Here is a 15,303-nt window from a genome sequence, read left to right as displayed (position 1 = left end):
ACAGACGCAGCGACGCCACGGTGTGACCCGGCAGCGGCCGGCTAACGGCGCTCGGCCCGGTCCCGCTGCCGGGCCCGCCGCTCGGCCCGGTCGCCGATCAACCAGTCCGCGACCGTGGCGAGCCAGCGGCTGCCGCCGTCCCGGAGACGCAGCAGCACCTCGTCCACCTCCGGTGCGTCGAGCGGGCCGAGCGCCTCCAGCGCGAGCATGGCCAGCTCCCGGTCCTCGCCCTGCGCGGCCGCGAGCAGCGCCTCCAGGGCTCCGACCGCGGGGTCGCCGACCGCGACCAGCACCTCGGCGGCGTGCCGGCGGACCTCGGGGTCCTCCGCAGCCAGCGCGTCCGCCAGACCGGGCACCGCCACCTCGCCCATCTGCGCCAGCGCCCTGGTCAGCGCGCGGCGCTGCTCCTCGTCCCGCTGGCGACCGAGCAGGTCCAGCAGGACGGGCGCGGTCCCGGGGACGGCGGTCCGTCCGACCACCCACCACGCCTTGGCAGCGACCAGGGGGTGAGGGTCGCGGACCAGGGGCAGCGCGTGCTCCACGCTCTGCGGGTCCTGGATCTTGGACAGCGCGTGCAGCACCTGTGCCCGGGACTCGTCCTCCCCCGCCAGCGCGGCGAGCAGGGGCGGGACGGTGGCCGGCGCCTGGCGCACCACCGCCCAGGTGAGCGTCTCGCGCACGAACGGGTCCGGCTCGGACACCAGCAGCGCCACCAGGTCACCGGCGACGCTCGCGTCGGCCACGGTGCCCAGCCGCAGTGCGCCGCGCTGCCGCACCATCGGGTCGGGGGACAACGCCGCGCGCAGGGCCTCCTGCAACGGGGTCTCGGTGCTCATTCGCTCTCCTTCCCGGTCACTGCGGACGGCCCTCCCGCCCGCAACCCCCAGCGTCTCACCCCCCATACCCCTTGGGGGTATGCGGTAGGCTGGGTCGGTACGCGGACGCACGATGGATAGGAGGCCGGGCGGATGGAGGGCGAGGGCCAGACGCAGGGCGGTGGTCACGGCCACGGTCATGACCACGCCTCGGCGACCCGGCCGCGCCTGGCGATCGCCTTCGGGCTGACCCTGGTCGTCGTCCTGGCGCAGGTCGTCGGCGCGGCCCTCACCGGGTCCTTGGCCCTGCTCGTCGACGCTGTGCACGGCATCACCGACAGCGCCGGGCTGCTCCTCGCCCTGGTCGCCGCGACGCTGATGGAGCGTCCGCCGAACCCGCGGCGGACCTGGGGGTTCGCCCGGGTCGAGGTGCTGGCGGCCGGCGCGCAGGCCACCGTGCTGCTCGGTGTGGGGGCCTTCGCCCTCGTCGAGGGTGTCCGGCGGCTGCTGGCCACCGAGCCGCCGGAGATCTCCGGCCAGTGGGTCCTGGTCTTCGGCGCGGTCGGTCTCGTCGCCAACCTGATCGCCCTGGCCGTGCTCGCCGGCGGACGCCGGGCCAACCTCAACCTGCGGGCCGCCTTCCTGGAGGTCGTCAACGACGCCCTGGGCTCGGTCGCGGTGATCGTCGGTGCCGTGCTCATCCTCACCCTCGGCTGGCACCGGGCGGACGCGGTCGCCGGCATCCTCATCGCGCTGCTGATCATGCCGCGGGCCGTCGTGATCCTGCGCGAGGCCGGCAGCGTGCTGCTCGAGGCCACCCCGCCCGGGCTGGACCTGGAGGACGTCCGGGCCCACCTGATGGAGCTGGAGCACGTGGCCGACATCCACGACCTGCACGCCTCGCGGATCGACACCGGCCTGCCCGTCCTGACCGCCCACGTCGTCGTGGAGGAGCGGTGCTGGCGGGAGGGCTGCACCCCGCAGCTGCTCGACGCCCTGCAGGAGTGCGTGGCCTCCCACTTCGAGGTCAGCGTCGAGCACTCCACCTTCCAGCTCGAGCCCCCCGGCCACGCCGAGCACGAGCGTGCCCACCACCCCTGAGCACGGCCGCGGCGAGCGGCACCACCCCCGGTGCGGGAGACTGGCCTCATGAGCAAGCCGAGCGAGCACCCGGGCCAGCCCGCGTCCTCGTCGACCGCGCCCCAGGAGGCGGTCGACCTGGCCCATGCCCTGTTCGACCTGGCCCGGCGCGGCGACACGAACCGCCTGGCCGCCTACGTCGACGCTGGCGCCCCGGCGGACCTCACCGACCCGCACGGCAACACCCTGCTCATGCTGGCGGCCTACCACGGTCACGCGGGCCTGGTCCGTGACCTGGCCGCGCGGGGAGCCGACGTCGACCGCCTCAACGACCGCGGACAGTCCCCGCTGGCCGGTGCGATCTTCAAGGGTGAGGAGGAGGTGGTGGTCGTGCTGCTGGAGCATGGCGCCGACCCCGACGCGGGGATGCCGACGGCTCGCCAGACCGCGCAGATGTTCGGCCGCCCGGACCTTCTCGAGGTCCCCACGGCCAGTGAGTCCGACGATACGTAGTAGTAGGCTGGAGCGACCGACACACCTACCGAGGAGCACGTCAGTCATGCAGGTGCAGAACAAGGTCTTCGTCGTCACCGGAGCGGGCAACGGCATCGGGCTGGAGGTGGTCCTGGACCTCCTTCGGCGGGGTGGTCGGGTGGCCGCGGTCGACCTGCGCGAGGAGTCCCTGGTCGACCTGGGGCAGCGGGTCAAGGTGGGGGAGCGGCTGACGCTGCATACCCTCGACATCACCGACCGCCAGGCCGTCGAGGCGCTGCCGGAGCAGGTGCTGCAGGCGCACGGCCACATCGACGGGCTGCTCAACGTCGCCGGGATCATCCAGGAGTTCGTCCCGTTCGCGGACCTGTCCTACGAGCAGATGGAGCGGGTCCTGGGCGTCAACCTCTGGGGCGTGGTGCACACCAGCAAGGCGTTCCTGCCCCACCTGCTCGAGCGGCCCGAGGCCTGCCTGGTCAACGTCTCCAGCATGGGCGGCTTCGCCCCGGTGCCGGGCCAGACGATGTACGGCGCCAGCAAGGCCGCCGTCAAGCTGCTCACCGAGGGCCTCTACTCCGAGCTGCGCGAGACCCCCGTGACCGTCACCATCGTCTTCCCCGGCGCCATCGAGACCGAGATCACCAGCAACTCCGGGGTCCTGATGCCGGGCCGGGCCACCCCGGAGGAGGCGGCCACCCAGGACGTCGAGGCCGGTGACAAGGGTTCCAGGCGCCGGATCATGCCGGCCCGCGACGCCGCCCGCAAGATCGTCGAGGACGCGGTCAAGAAGGGCGAGTACCGCGTGACCGTGGGCCGCGACGCCGCCATGCTCGACCGGCTCTCGCGTCTGGCGCCCCAGCGCGCCACCGACATGATCGCCAAGCAGATGGCTGACCTGCTGGGGTGAGGACCCTGCCCGGCTGACCCATCCTGGGCGGCGCGTCCAGCCAGGTGCGGCAGGATGGCGCGGTGAGCTGGCAGCAGGAGCGGGCGAGGCGCAGGCGCGCCCGCGAGATGGAGCGCCGGCTGCGCGAGCTCGACGACCTCGACCGGCGCTACGGCCTGGGCGCGCCCGTCGCAGCCGCACCCCGCCCGGCCCGCAGGTCCGGGGGCTGCTCCGGGCTGTTGTCGCTGCTGCTGGTCCTGGCGATGCTGGCGATCTCGGCCTACCTCTTCGCCCCGCAGCTGCTGCCCGATGCGCGCTCCCTGGTGGACCGGTTGACGGGCGAGACCGACCTGACCGACCGCGCCTTCAGCGACGGGGTGGACGGAGAGCCCGGCTCGGGAGGGGAGGGCTACACCTTCGCCGTGACCCAGCCCGACGGCGTCTCGCCCGTCACCTGGCCGTGCGAGGGCACCATCCCGGTGGAGGTGAACCCGCAGGGCGCACCCGAGGGGTATGCCGACCTGGTCGCCTCCGCGGTGGCGCGCGTGAACGACGCCAGCGGGTTCACCCTGGAGGTGGTGGGCGAGACCGACGACCGGACCTTCCTCGACCGCGGCGCCGGGCCGGTGCTGCTCGGCTTCGCGGATGCGGAGGAGGTGCCGGCCCTGGGCGGGTCGACGGCCGGCCTCGGCGGCGCGGTGCATGCCCAGCGTTCGATCGGCGGCCCGCGGGTGGCGGTCGGCGGGATGGTGGTGCTGGATGTGGACGTCTTCGGCGACCAGGTCCCCGCCCCGGTGGCGGAGACGATCGTCATCCACGAGCTGGCCCATGTGCTCGGCCTGGGCCACACCGACACCGGCGGCGAGCTCATGCAGCCGGTCAGCCTGGGCCAGACCCAGCTCGGCACCGGCGACCTGGCCGGTCTGCGCCACCTGCGCGAGGCCGCCTGCTCCTCGGTGTGACGCCAGTCCGGGGGCGCGGCCCGTCAGCGCAGGGTCGACAGCAGCACCGAGAGGGCGACCAGGTTGTTGAGCGCGTGCAGGGCCAGGGCCGGCCAGAGCGAGCGGTGCCGCCGCGCGAGCAGTGCCGTCGCCAGCCCCAGCAGGAAGGTCAGCACCATCGCGGCGGGCACGACGTGCAGCACCGCGAACAGGGCCGCCTGCACCAGCACGGCCAGCACCAGCCCGACCCGCGACTCCAGCCAGCCCAGCAGGACCCGGCGGAAGATGACCTCCTCGACGAGCGGGCCGACGAGCCCGACGGCGACCCAGATGGCCGCGACCACGACCGGCCCGAACCGCACCCCGCCCTCCAGGACGTTGGGCTGCTCACCGGGAGCCGACAGCTGGGAGACGACCAGCGAGGCCACCAGCACCACCCCGACGTAGGCCAGGGCGACCTGCCACCACCACCGGCCCAGACCCAGCCGCTCGCCCAGGCCCAGGTCGGCCCAGGTCCATCCCCGCGCGCGCAGCCCGAACCAGAGCGCCAGGAGCCACAGCGCCACGGTCGTCGGGATCCCTCCGGTGACCACGGCCAGGGGCTCCACCCCGGCCAGGACCAGCACGATCATCAGCACCCCGCCCAGGGCGGTCGAGGCCACGAAGCCGCCCAGCGTGACCAGCAGGTCGGCGTGGGTGACCGGCCGCACGAAGGTGCGCCCGGGTGGAGGTGGGCCCGACGACGGCATGGCGGTGACGCTACGCGCCGGGAACAGAACGGCATACCCAGGGTTGGAATAGGTGAGCTCGACCACCTGTTAGTCTAGTTGACAGATCAACTACTTACGAGAGGCCGGAGCAGCCATGCAGTTCGGGATCTTCAGCGTCGGCGACGTGACTACGGACCCCACCACGGGACGGACCCCGACCGACGGTGAACGCATCGACGCGATCACCCAGATCGCGCTGAAGGCGGAGGAGGTCGGCCTCGACGTCTTCGCGACCGGGCAGCACCACAACCCGCCGTTCACGGTGTCCTCGCCCACGACCCACCTGGCCTTCATCGCCGCCCAGACGCAACGGCTGATCCTCTCGACCGCCACCACCCTCATCACCACGACCGACCCGGTGCGCATCGCGGAGGACTACGCCTTCCTCCAGCACGTCGCCAAGGGTCGCGTCGACCTGATGATGGGCCGCGGCAACACCGGCCCGGTCTACCCCTGGTTCGGCAAGGACATCCGCCAGGGCATCCCGCTGGCCATCGAGAACTACCACCTGCTGCGCCGGCTGTGGCGCGAGGAGGCCGTGGACTGGCAGGGCAAGTTCCGCACCCCGCTGCAGGGCTTCACCGCCACCCCGCGCCCCCTCGACGCGACCCCGCCGTTCGTCTGGCACGGCTCGATCCGGTCCACCGAGATCGCCGAGCAGGCCGCCTACTACGGCGACGGCTTCTTCCACAACAACATCTTCTGGAACATGGAGCACACCGCCACGATGGTGCAGCTCTACCGGCGCCGGTTCGAGCACTACGGCCACGGCGCCGCGGACCAGGCGATCGTCGGCCTGGGCGGGCAGGCCTTCATGGCCGAGACCGAGGCGCAGGCCAAGAAGGTCTTCCGCCCCTACTTCGACAACGCCCCTGTCTACGGCCACGGACCCAGCCTGGAGCAGTTCACCCACGCCACGCCGCTGACCGTCGGCACCCCCGAGATGGTCATCGAGCGCACGCTCGGCTTCGCCGACGCCGTCGGGGACTACCAGCGCCAGCTCTTCCTCATGGACCACGCCGGGCTGCCCCTGCCCATGGTGCTCGAGCAGCTGGAGATCCTCGGCCGTGAGGTCGTGCCCGTGTTGCGCAAGGAGTTCGAGGCCCGCCGCCCCGCCCACGTCCCCAGCGACCCGCCCACGCACGCCTCGCTGGTCGCGGCCGGCCCGGAGGCCAAGCACCACCTGGTGGCCCCGGCCGTCCCGGCGGCCGAGCGCGCCGCCGCACGCGCAGGCGTCTGACGCCCGACCAGCAGACCCGGAAAGGACCCATGAGCCGCAAGATCGTCGTCATCACCGCAGGCCTGTCCCAGCCCAGCTCCACCCGGCTGCTCGCCGACCGGATCGCCGACGCGGTCACCTCCCAGGTGTCCGCGCGCGGTGAGGCCGCCGAGGTGGAGGTCATCGAGCTCCGGGAGCTGGCGCAGGACCTCGCCACCACCATGACCACCGGAGGTATGCCGACCCCCGCCGTCGCGCGCGCCCGGGACGCGGTCTCGGCCGCTGACGGCCTGATCGCGGTCACCCCCGTCTTCACCGCCAGCTACTCCGGGCTGTTCAAGATGTTCCTCGACGTCCTGGACCCCGACTCCCTCACCGGGATGCCCGTGGTCATCGCCGCGACCGCCGGCAGCGCACGCCACTCGCTGGTCCTCGACCACGCCCTGCGTCCGGTGTTCACCTACCTGCGCGCGGTCGTGGTGCCGACCGGGGTGTTCGCCGCCACCGAGGACTTCGGCGGGGGCGAGAGCGACCAGCTGGGCAGGCGCGTCGCCCGGGCCGCCACCGAGCTGGCCAACCTGGTCGTGGCCGAGAGCGGATCGGTCGCCGGCTTCGTCCCGCACGCCACCCCGCAGCGCCGCTCCGGCACGACCGTGGACCCTGAGGTCACCGACTTCGAGACGATGCTGGCCGACCTCGGCCAGTGACCGGGGCCGGACAGGCCTGACCGTCGAGGAGACTGGACCCGTGGCCGGGCGAGCGAGATCAGGGTGGGCGGGCGTGCTCGCGACCATGGTCATCCTCGCCATGGTGATCACCGGGGTCATCGCCGTCTCACCCGTCGTCGACTTCGGTGACGTCCGCCGCACGGTGCTGACCCACGACCGGCTCGACGGCGTGCCCGGCTCCGGCGGCGAGGGCTACTCCTACCTGGCCACCACCCCTGGCGGAGCGCCGGTCACCTGGACCTGCGAGGCGGTCATCGAGGTGGAGGTCAACCCGCAGGGCGCTCCCGAGGGGTATGCCGAGCTGGTCGACTCGGCCCTGGCCACCGTCAACGAGGCCAGCAGCTTCACCTTCGAGGTGGTGGGGGAGACCGACGACCGGACCTTCCTCGACCGCGGCGCCGGGCCGGTGCTGCTCGGCTGGGCCGACGAGGAGGAGGTGCCCGACCTGGCCGGCCCGGTCGCCGGCCTCGGCGGCGCCTCATACCTCACCGGTCCGCGGGGAGCCCGGTCGGTGACCGGGACCGTCGTCATCGACACCGACCTGCCCCGAGGCTGGTTCCGCGGCATGGACGAGGAGGCCGTGCTGGTGCACGAGCTGCTGCACGTCCTCGGGCTGGGGCACACGGAGGAGTCAGGACAGCTGATGGCGGCCCAGCACCATGGGCAGAGCGAGCTGGGTGAGGGCGACCTCGCGGGGCTCGCCGCCCTGGAACGTCACGCCTGCCGGCCCTGAGCGGACGGTCAACCGGCCCAATCGACGTCTTGTACATGAACTGCCCAGATTGTGCACGTTTCGTGCATGTTCGGCCATTGAGCGGGCTGGTGGCTGTCCCTATGGTCAAACAGTCTGGGTGGCGTGTCGGCTGCCCTTTCTCAACGGAGAGGACTGTTCATGGAACATTCGGGTCGACGGCGGTGGTGGGCTCTTCTGGCCTCCGCGTCGCTGGTGACCTCAGGATTGGCGGGGTTGCCGGCTGCGGCATCACCCACCCCTGAGGGGAATGGTTCGGGAGCCTCCATCGATGCTGATGTGAGCGCCGAGCTGCAGGCCGAGGGACGGGCGGACGTCTGGGTCCGGTTCGCCGAGCGGCCGGACATGTCGCAGTTCGCGGCAATCTCCGACTGGAACGAGCGCGGCCAGGCAGTGGTGGACGCCCTCCAGGCGGCCGCGGAGTCCAGCCAGGGCGGGCTGCGGGCCAGCCTGGACAAGCAGGACGTGGACTACCAGGCCTTCTGGGCCACCAACTCGGTCCGGGTCAGCGGCGCAGACGCCGACCTGGTCACCTCCATGTCCCTCGCCGCGGGGGTCGAGGGCATCTACCCCACGATGCAGATCGAGATCCCCGAGATCGTGCCGACGGTGCCGGAGAAGGCGCCGAACGCGGTCGAGTGGGGAGTCGACGACGTCAACGCACCCGAGGTCTGGGCCGACGGCGTCGAGGGTCAGGACATCGTCGTCGCCTCCATCGACACCGGCGCCCAGTGGGACCACCCGGCGCTGATCCAGCAGTACCGCGGCAACCTGGGCGACGGTGAGGTCGACCACAACTACAGCTGGTTCGACGCGTCCGGCACCTCGCCCGACGAGCCTGCCGACTTCAACGGGCACGGCACCCACGTCACCGGCACCATGGTCGGCGACGACGGTGGCGACAACCAGATCGGCGTGGCGCCGGGGGCGAAGTGGATCGCCGCGAACGGCTGCTGCCCCTCCGACGAGGCGCTGATGTCCTCGGGCCAGTGGATGCTGGAGCCGACGGACCTGAACGGGGAGAACCCCGACGTCAGCAAGCGTCCGCACATCATCAACAACTCGTGGGGCACCACGGTGCCCTCCAACGACCCGTTCATGTCGGACGTCATCGAGGCCTGGGCCGCCGCCGGCCAGTTCGGTGTCTTCGCCAACGGCAACAACGGGCCCGGCTGCAACACCTCCGGTGCCCCCGGCAGCCTGGCGATCTCCTACTCCGTGGGCAACTACACCAGCAGCCATGTCATCGCTCCCGGCTCGAGCCGCGGACCTGGTGAGAACGGCGAGATCAAGCCGGACATCTCGGCCCCCGGCACGGCGGTCCGCTCCTCTGTGCCCGGCAACGCCTACGCCAGCTACAACGGCACCTCGATGGCCTCCCCGCACGTCGCGGGCGCGGTCGCGCTGGCCTGGTCGGCCTCGCCGATCCTGCTCGGTGACGTCGAGGGGACCCGCAACCTGCTCGACGGCACCGCCATCGACACGGCGGACGACCAGTGCGGCGGTACCCCGGAGAACAACAACGTCTTCGGTGAGGGCCGGCTCGACGCCGCTGCCCTGGTGGACGAAGCTCCCATCGACGACGCCGGCACGCTGACCGGTGTGGTCACCGACGCCGACGACGACTCCGCGATCGCGAGCGCCTCGGTGCAGGTGGTGGGCCCGATGGAGCGCACCCTGACCACCAACAGCGAGGGCGTGTTCAACACCATGCTCGTCGCCGGTGACTACGACGTCACGGTCAGCGCCTTCGGCTACGAGACGCACACGCAGACGGTGACGATCGAGGCTGAGGAGACCACCACGGTCAACGTGGCGCTCGAGACCGCCGACGCCGCCACCATCGACGGCGTCATCACCGACGGTTCCGGCTACGGCTTCCCGCTGTACGCACGGATCGCGGTGGACGGCACGCCCGAGGCCACCTACTCCGACCCGGAGACCGGTGCGTACTCGCTGAACATCCCCTCGGGTTCCACCTACACGCTCAGCGTGCAGGTGCAGTACCCCGGGTACACCACGCCCTCGCGCGAGGTGACGGTCAGCGGTGACGCGACGGAGAACTTCGCCGTGGAGGTCGACGCGATCACCTGCAACGCCCCCGGCTACCACGTCACCACCGAAGGCCTCTGGGAGACCTTCGACGAGGAGACCGCTCCCGAGGGCTGGGACGTCGTCGACCACCAGGGCAACGACCAGGTGTGGCGCTTCGACGACCCGGGCGACCGGGGCAACCAGACCGGTGGCGAGGGCGGCTTCGCGGTGGTCAACTCCGACGACTACGGCAGCGGCCAGACCCAGAACACCACGCTGGTGACCCCGTCGGTCGACATGTCCGGCGACGAGACCCCGGCGGTCGGGTTCAAGTCCGACTACTACCGGTTCACCAACGACTCCGCGACCGTCCGGGTCAGCCTGGACGGCGGCGAGACCTGGGAGGACGTCGAGGAGTGGACCGAGTCGCGTCGGGGACCGCGCGAGGAGCTGGTCCCGCTGCCGATGGCGGCAGGTGAGAGCGATGTCCGCATCGGCTTCAACTACGAAGGGACCTGGGGCTGGTGGTGGCAGATCGACGACGTCTTCGTCGGCGAGCGCTCCTGCGTGCCCGCAGGTGAGGGCGGCTACGTCGTGGGCAACGTCCACGACACCGCGGACCAGGGCATCGTGGGCGCCACGGTGACCAACCTCGACGACGAGGACCAGACCGCGGTCACCACCGCGACGCCGGCCGACGAGAACCTCGCCGACGGCTTCTACTGGATCTTCTCCGACACCCCGGGTGAGAACACCCTCCAGGCCTCCGCGACCAACTACGAGACCACGACCCAGGAGGTGACGGTGGTGGACGGCGACGTCGTCCGCGCCGACTTCTCCCTGGGCTCCGGTCTGGTGGTCGTCGAGCCCGGCGAGATCGAGTCCACGCAGGACCAGGACGAGGTCGTCGAGCACAGCCTGACCTTCACCAACGACGGCACGAGCGCCGTCGAGGTCGAGCTGCTGGAGCGCGATGGTGGCTTCACCGCACCGGCCGGTGCGGGCGTCGACGTCGAGCCGACCACCCTGGACGTGCCGACCAGCTTCGCCGCCTTCGCGGACGACGAGGCAGAGGTGGGCACCTCCGCCGAGGGTGACTTCGCGCCGAGCGACACCTGGGAGTCCCTGCCGGACTACCCGCGCATCACGATGGACAACCGCGTGGTCAACGTGGACGGTGACCACTACGTCCTGGGCGGCACGACCGGGACGGCGGCCTTCGCCGACGTGAACCGGCTCGACGCCGAGACGCAGACCTGGCAGGCCGTCGCGCCGATGCCGCAGGCGGCGTCTGCGGTGAACGCCGAGGCGGTCGCTGGCGAGATCGTCGTCAGCGGCGGCTGGGTGGCCAGCGCCACCACCACCGACACCTACGTCTACGACGCGGGTGCGGACAGCTGGACCCAGGCGGCCTCGGCCCCGACCGGCGTCTCGGCGTCCGGGACCGCGGTGATCGACGGGATCATGTACGTCATCGGTGGTTGCTCCACCAACGAGTGCACCCCGATGAGCAACAACGCCATGGCCTACGACGTGGCCTCGGACACCTGGGAGACCCTCGCCAACTACCCGACGGCGGCCGCGTTCCCCACCTGCGGCGCGGTCGACGGTGAGCTGGTCTGCTCCGGGGGCAACCCCGGTTCCGGTGGCATCGCCTCGACCTACGTCTACGACGCAGGGGCGGACGCGTGGGAGTCGGTGGCGGACGCCCCGACCCCCCACTGGGCCGCTGGTGCCGCGACGGCCAACAGCCAGCTCGTGGTCCAGGGCGGTGTCCAGGGTGCTGGTGCCGGTGCGGTCAGCAACGCCACCTACGCCTTCGACGGCGACCAGTGGACGACGCTGGCTCCGGCTACCACGCCGGTCTACCGCGGTGACATCTCGTGCGGGATCGTCAAGGTCGGTGGCTCCATCGGCGGGTTCAACCCCGTCGCGGCCGCCGAGCACCTGCCCGGCTGGGACGACTGCGTCACGACGACGGACGTCGAGTGGCTGGAGCTGGACCCCCAGACCTTCACGGTGGAAGCGGGTGAGTCCGTCGAGGTGACGGTCGCCACCGACTCCACCGGTCTGGACCTGGGCACCTACTCCGCAGCCATCCGGGTGCGCAGCAACACCCCGCAGTCCGTCGACGACATCCCGGTGACCATGACCGTCACCGAGGAGGAGCCGCCGGTGGGTGTGATCGAGGTCGACCCGACCTCGGTGGAGCACACCGTGGAGTTCGGTGGCTCTGACTCGACCGACGTCACCTTCTCCAACACGGGTGAGGCTGACGCGGAGGTGAGCCTGTCCGAGGACGTGGACTGGCTGAGCGTGGACCCCGAGGAGTTCACGGTGGAGGCCGATGACTCGGTCGACGTCGCGTTCACCACGGACGCTGCTGGTCTGGACGCGGGCACCTACACCACCCAGGTGGAGGTGACCACGGACACCGGTCAGGAGCTGGACGCGATCGAGGTCACGCTGATCGTCTCCGACGAGCAGGTGCCGCCGGTGGGTGTGATCGAGGTCGACCCGACCTCGGTGGAGCACACCGTGGAGTTCGGTGGCTCTGACTCGACCGACGTCACCTTCTCCAACACGGGTGAGGCTGACGCGGAGGTGAGCCTGTCCGAGGACGTGGACTGGCTGAGCGTGGACCCCGAGGAGTTCACGGTGGAGGCCGATGACTCGGTCGACGTCGCGTTCACCACGGACGCTGCTGGTCTGGACGCGGGTACCTACACCACCCAGGTGGAGGTGACCACGGACACCGGTCAGGAGCTGGAGGCGATCTCGGTCACGCTGGTCGTGGCGGAGGAGGCCGAGGCCCCGTTCGAGGTGCAGCGGTGGTCTGGCACGAACCGGTACGGCACGGCTGCGGCGGTGTCGGGCACGTACGAGTCGGGTGCTGAGGTGGTGTTCCTGGCCACCGGGCAGGACTACCCGGACGCGTTGACTGGTTCGGCTCTGGCCGGGTCGGTGGAGGCTCCGGTGCTGCTGACCCGTCCGGGTGCGTTGCCGAACTCGACCAAGGCTGAGCTGGTGCGTCTGGCGCCGGAGCGGGTCGTGGTCCTGGGTGGTGACGGCGCGGTGAAGGACGCGGTGCTGGCTGAGGCTGGTGCGTTGACCGGTGCGCCGGTGGAGCGGGTGTCGGGTACGAACCGGTACGGCACTGCTGCGGCGGTGGCGGCGGAGTTCGGTGGCCAGGGGCAGCGGGTGTTCGTGGCTACTGGTGTGGACTACCCGGACGCGTTGTCCGCGGCGGCTCGTGCTGGTGCGCTGGACTCTCCGGTGCTGCTGGTGCGGCGTACGGAGATCCCGTCGGCGACGGCTGCGGCGCTGGATGCGTTGGAGCCGAGCCAGATCACGGTGCTCGGTGGTGAGGGTGCGGTGGACCAGGGCGTGGTCAACGAGCTGCGTCAGTGGGCTCCGACCACGCGTACTGGTGGCCTGAACCGGTGGGTCACCTCGGCCCGCTTGTTCGCTGAGGTCGCTTCCGCGGAGACGGTCTACGTGGCTTCGGGTCAGAACTGGCCGGACGCGTTGGCTGGTGGCGCGAAGGCTGGTGGTGACCACGAGCCGTTGCTGATCACCCGTCAGGGTGGTCTGCCGGGCGCGATCGAGGGTGCGCTGCAGCGGTTGTGGCCGCAGAAGGTCGTCGTGCTCGGTGGCACCACCGCGGTCTCGAACAAGGTGATCGAGGAGCTGGAGGACCTCCTGGAACGCGACTGACCCCAACCAGCCCCGGCTAGCCGCGGCTGATCCCCACACACGGTGCCCCGTCGACCACCCGGTCGGCGGGGCACCGTCGTCCACGCCGGCTCCGGTGTAGACATGAGGCATGACGACGACGTCCAGCCCCGACGCCACCTCTGACGCCACCACGGCATACCGTGCCGCCCGTGACCAGCTGCTCGAGCTCCAGGGGCACCCCGAACGGGCCCGGGCGCAGTTCCGCTTCCCCGACGTGGGGGAGCGGTTCAACTGGGCCGTCGACTGGTTCGACGCGATCGCGCGGGGCAACGACTCGCCCGCACTGATCGTCGTCGAGGAGGACGGCGGCGACCAGACCCTGACCTTCGACCAGATCGCGAGGCGGTCGGACCAGCTGGCGAGGTTCCTGACGCGTCAGGGCATCGGCAAGGGCGACAGCGTGATCGTCATGCTCGGCAACCAGGTCGAGCTGTGGGAGACCATGCTCGGCATCATGAAGGTCGGCGCCGTGATCATGCCGACCACCACCGCGGTCGGGCCGGCCGACCTGCGTGACCGTATCGCCCGGGGAGCGGCTCGGATGGTGATCGCCAACAGCGCCGACACCGGCACCTTCGCCGACGTCCCCGGCGACTACCTGCGGGTGAGCGTGGGCGAGGCGGACGGATGGACCGACCTGCGCACGGCATACCAGACCCCGGCGGCGCCGGTCGAGCATCCCGGGACGGCGGCCTCGGACCGGCTGCTGCTCTACTTCACCTCCGGCACCACCAGCCGGCCCAAGCTGGTCGAGCACACGCAGGTCTCCTACCCCGTCGGGCACCTGTCGACCATGTACTGGCTCGGCGTGCGGCCCGGCGACGTGCACCTGAACATCTCCTCGCCGGGCTGGGCCAAGCACGCGTGGTCGTTGTTCTTCGCGCCGTGGATCGCCGAGGCGACGGTGATGGTCTACAACTACAGCCGGTTCGACGCCGCGGCCCTGCTGAAGGTGCTGCGCTCCTACCGCGTCACCACCTTCTGCGCGCCGCCCACGGTATGGCGCATGCTCATCAACGCAGACCTGTCCGGCGGTCCGGGGGCGCTGCGGGAGATCATCGGTGCGGGCGAGCCGCTGAACCCCGAGGTCATCAGCCAGGTGCGCACGCACTGGGGGCTGACCCTGCGGGACGGCTACGGGCAGACCGAGACCACCGCGCAGGTCGGCAACTGCCCCGGTGAGCAGGTGCGGCCGGGGTCGATGGGCAAGCCACTGCCCGGTGTGCCGGTCGTTCTCGTCGACGTCGCCTCCGGCGAGGTGATTAACGGCCCCGGCGAGGGCGAGCTGTGCCTGGACCTCGCGGCGCGTCCCGTCGGGCTGATGACCGGCTACCAGGGTGACGACGAGCGCAACGAGGAGGCGATGGCTTGGGGCGTCTACCACACCGGTGACGTCGCCTCGCGGGACGCGAGCGGGATGATCACCTACGTCGGCCGCACCGACGACGTCTTCAAGGCCAGCGACTACAAGATCAGCCCCTTCGAGCTCGAGTCGGTGCTGATCGAGCACCCGGCCGTCGCCGAGGCCGCGGTGGTGCCCGCGCCGGACGAGGTGCGCCTCGCCGTGCCCAAGGCCTACGTGGCCCTGGCGCCGGGACACGAGCCGACCCGGGAGACCGCCTTCTCGATCCTCAAGCACGCCCGGGAGCACCTGGCCCCGTGGCAGCGCGTGCGCAGGCTGGAGTTCTACGAGCTGCCCAAGACCATCTCCGGCAAGATCCGCCGGGTGGAACTGCGGGTCCGTGAGGAGGAGATCGCGGCCGAGGCGGTGACTCCGGGGACGACCGGACTGGTCGGTCTGGAGCACGAGTACCGCGACTCCGACTTTCCCGAGCTCAGGGGCTGAGGC

Annotated in this window: 11 protein-coding genes; 9 read left to right on the top strand and 2 right to left on the bottom strand. The window is 71.3% G+C overall.

The window, feature by feature from the left end:
* Window positions 1-41: 41 nt before the first annotated feature.
* Window positions 42-836 carry a HEAT repeat domain-containing protein gene (locus ESZ52_RS18315; RefSeq protein ID WP_131106196.1) on the bottom strand — a complete coding sequence of 265 codons (795 nt, stop codon included), beginning with the start codon at window positions 834-836 and terminating at the stop codon, window positions 42-44.
* A 132-nt stretch (window positions 837-968) separates the two neighbouring features.
* On the opposite strand from ESZ52_RS18315, the gene ESZ52_RS18310 reads away from it, so the two are divergent.
* The 4 genes from ESZ52_RS18310 to ESZ52_RS18295 all read left to right on the top strand — a co-directional run bounded on the left by ESZ52_RS18310 (window position 969) and on the right by ESZ52_RS18295 (window position 4,235).
* Window positions 969-1,916 (top strand): cation diffusion facilitator family transporter, encoded by a 948-nt coding sequence (locus ESZ52_RS18310; protein WP_131106195.1) that lies wholly within the window; start codon window positions 969-971, stop codon window positions 1,914-1,916.
* 48 nt (window positions 1,917-1,964) lie between these two features.
* Window positions 1,965-2,408 carry an ankyrin repeat domain-containing protein gene (locus tag ESZ52_RS18305; protein WP_131106194.1) on the top strand — a complete coding sequence of 148 codons (444 nt, stop codon included), beginning with the start codon at window positions 1,965-1,967 and terminating at the stop codon, window positions 2,406-2,408.
* A 46-nt stretch (window positions 2,409-2,454) separates the two neighbouring features.
* Entirely contained in the window at window positions 2,455-3,294 is an 840-nt protein-coding gene (locus ESZ52_RS18300) for an SDR family NAD(P)-dependent oxidoreductase (protein ID WP_131106193.1), read from the top strand.
* A gap of 62 nt (window positions 3,295-3,356) precedes the next feature.
* On the top strand, window positions 3,357-4,235 hold the full coding sequence (locus tag ESZ52_RS18295; protein WP_131106192.1) for a matrixin family metalloprotease: 879 nt from the start codon (window positions 3,357-3,359) through the stop codon (window positions 4,233-4,235).
* A 23-nt stretch (window positions 4,236-4,258) separates the two neighbouring features.
* On the opposite strand, the gene ESZ52_RS18290 is transcribed toward ESZ52_RS18295, so the two are convergent.
* Window positions 4,259-4,963, bottom strand: a complete 705-nt coding sequence (locus ESZ52_RS18290) for a CPBP family intramembrane glutamic endopeptidase (RefSeq protein WP_131106191.1) — start codon at window positions 4,961-4,963, stop codon at window positions 4,259-4,261.
* A gap of 115 nt (window positions 4,964-5,078) precedes the next feature.
* Here ESZ52_RS18290 and ESZ52_RS18285 point away from each other — a divergent pair, with 115 nt between their 5' ends.
* The 5 genes from ESZ52_RS18285 (at window position 5,079) to ESZ52_RS18265 (ending at window position 15,300) form a co-directional block, all read left to right on the top strand.
* Entirely contained in the window at window positions 5,079-6,224 is a 1,146-nt protein-coding gene (locus ESZ52_RS18285; protein ID WP_131106190.1) for an LLM class flavin-dependent oxidoreductase, read from the top strand.
* A gap of 29 nt (window positions 6,225-6,253) precedes the next feature.
* The gene (locus tag ESZ52_RS18280) at window positions 6,254-6,910 is read left to right on the top strand and encodes an FMN reductase (protein ID WP_131106189.1); all 657 of its coding nucleotides are present in this window, start codon (window positions 6,254-6,256) and stop codon (window positions 6,908-6,910) included.
* 73 nt (window positions 6,911-6,983) lie between these two features.
* Window positions 6,984-7,664, top strand: coding sequence for a matrixin family metalloprotease (locus tag ESZ52_RS18275; RefSeq protein WP_131106188.1), 681 nt, complete (start codon window positions 6,984-6,986; stop codon window positions 7,662-7,664).
* Window positions 7,665-7,961: 297 nt separating this feature from the next.
* Window positions 7,962-13,433 (top strand): S8 family serine peptidase, encoded by a 5,472-nt coding sequence (locus ESZ52_RS18270; RefSeq protein ID WP_238154378.1) that lies wholly within the window; start codon window positions 7,962-7,964, stop codon window positions 13,431-13,433.
* A 109-nt stretch (window positions 13,434-13,542) separates the two neighbouring features.
* On the top strand, window positions 13,543-15,300 hold the full coding sequence (locus tag ESZ52_RS18265) for an AMP-binding protein (protein WP_131106186.1): 1,758 nt from the start codon (window positions 13,543-13,545) through the stop codon (window positions 15,298-15,300).
* The last annotated feature ends 3 nt before the right edge of the window (window positions 15,301-15,303 follow it).

It is taken from the genome of Ornithinimicrobium sufpigmenti, assembly GCF_004322775.1.
Taxonomy (GTDB): Bacteria; Actinomycetota; Actinomycetes; order Actinomycetales; family Dermatophilaceae; genus Ornithinicoccus; species Ornithinicoccus sufpigmenti.
The sequence above is the reverse complement of the archived record's forward strand: the minus strand, read 5'-3'. Positions and strand labels throughout refer to the sequence as shown.

Coding starts and splice junctions, on each gene's coding strand:
- ESZ52_RS18315 (WP_131106196.1), bottom strand. CDS start 836: ATGAGCACCGAGACCCCGTTGCAGGAGGCCCTGCGCGCGGCGTTGTCC.
- ESZ52_RS18310 (WP_131106195.1), top strand. CDS start 969: ATGGAGGGCGAGGGCCAGACGCAGGGCGGTGGTCACGGCCACGGTCAT.
- ESZ52_RS18305 (WP_131106194.1), top strand. CDS start 1,965: ATGAGCAAGCCGAGCGAGCACCCGGGCCAGCCCGCGTCCTCGTCGACC.
- ESZ52_RS18300 (WP_131106193.1), top strand. CDS start 2,455: ATGCAGGTGCAGAACAAGGTCTTCGTCGTCACCGGAGCGGGCAACGGC.
- ESZ52_RS18290 (WP_131106191.1), bottom strand. CDS start 4,963: ATGCCGTCGTCGGGCCCACCTCCACCCGGGCGCACCTTCGTGCGGCCG.
- ESZ52_RS18285 (WP_131106190.1), top strand. CDS start 5,079: ATGCAGTTCGGGATCTTCAGCGTCGGCGACGTGACTACGGACCCCACC.
- ESZ52_RS18280 (WP_131106189.1), top strand. CDS start 6,254: ATGAGCCGCAAGATCGTCGTCATCACCGCAGGCCTGTCCCAGCCCAGC.
- ESZ52_RS18265 (WP_131106186.1), top strand. CDS start 13,543: ATGACGACGACGTCCAGCCCCGACGCCACCTCTGACGCCACCACGGCA.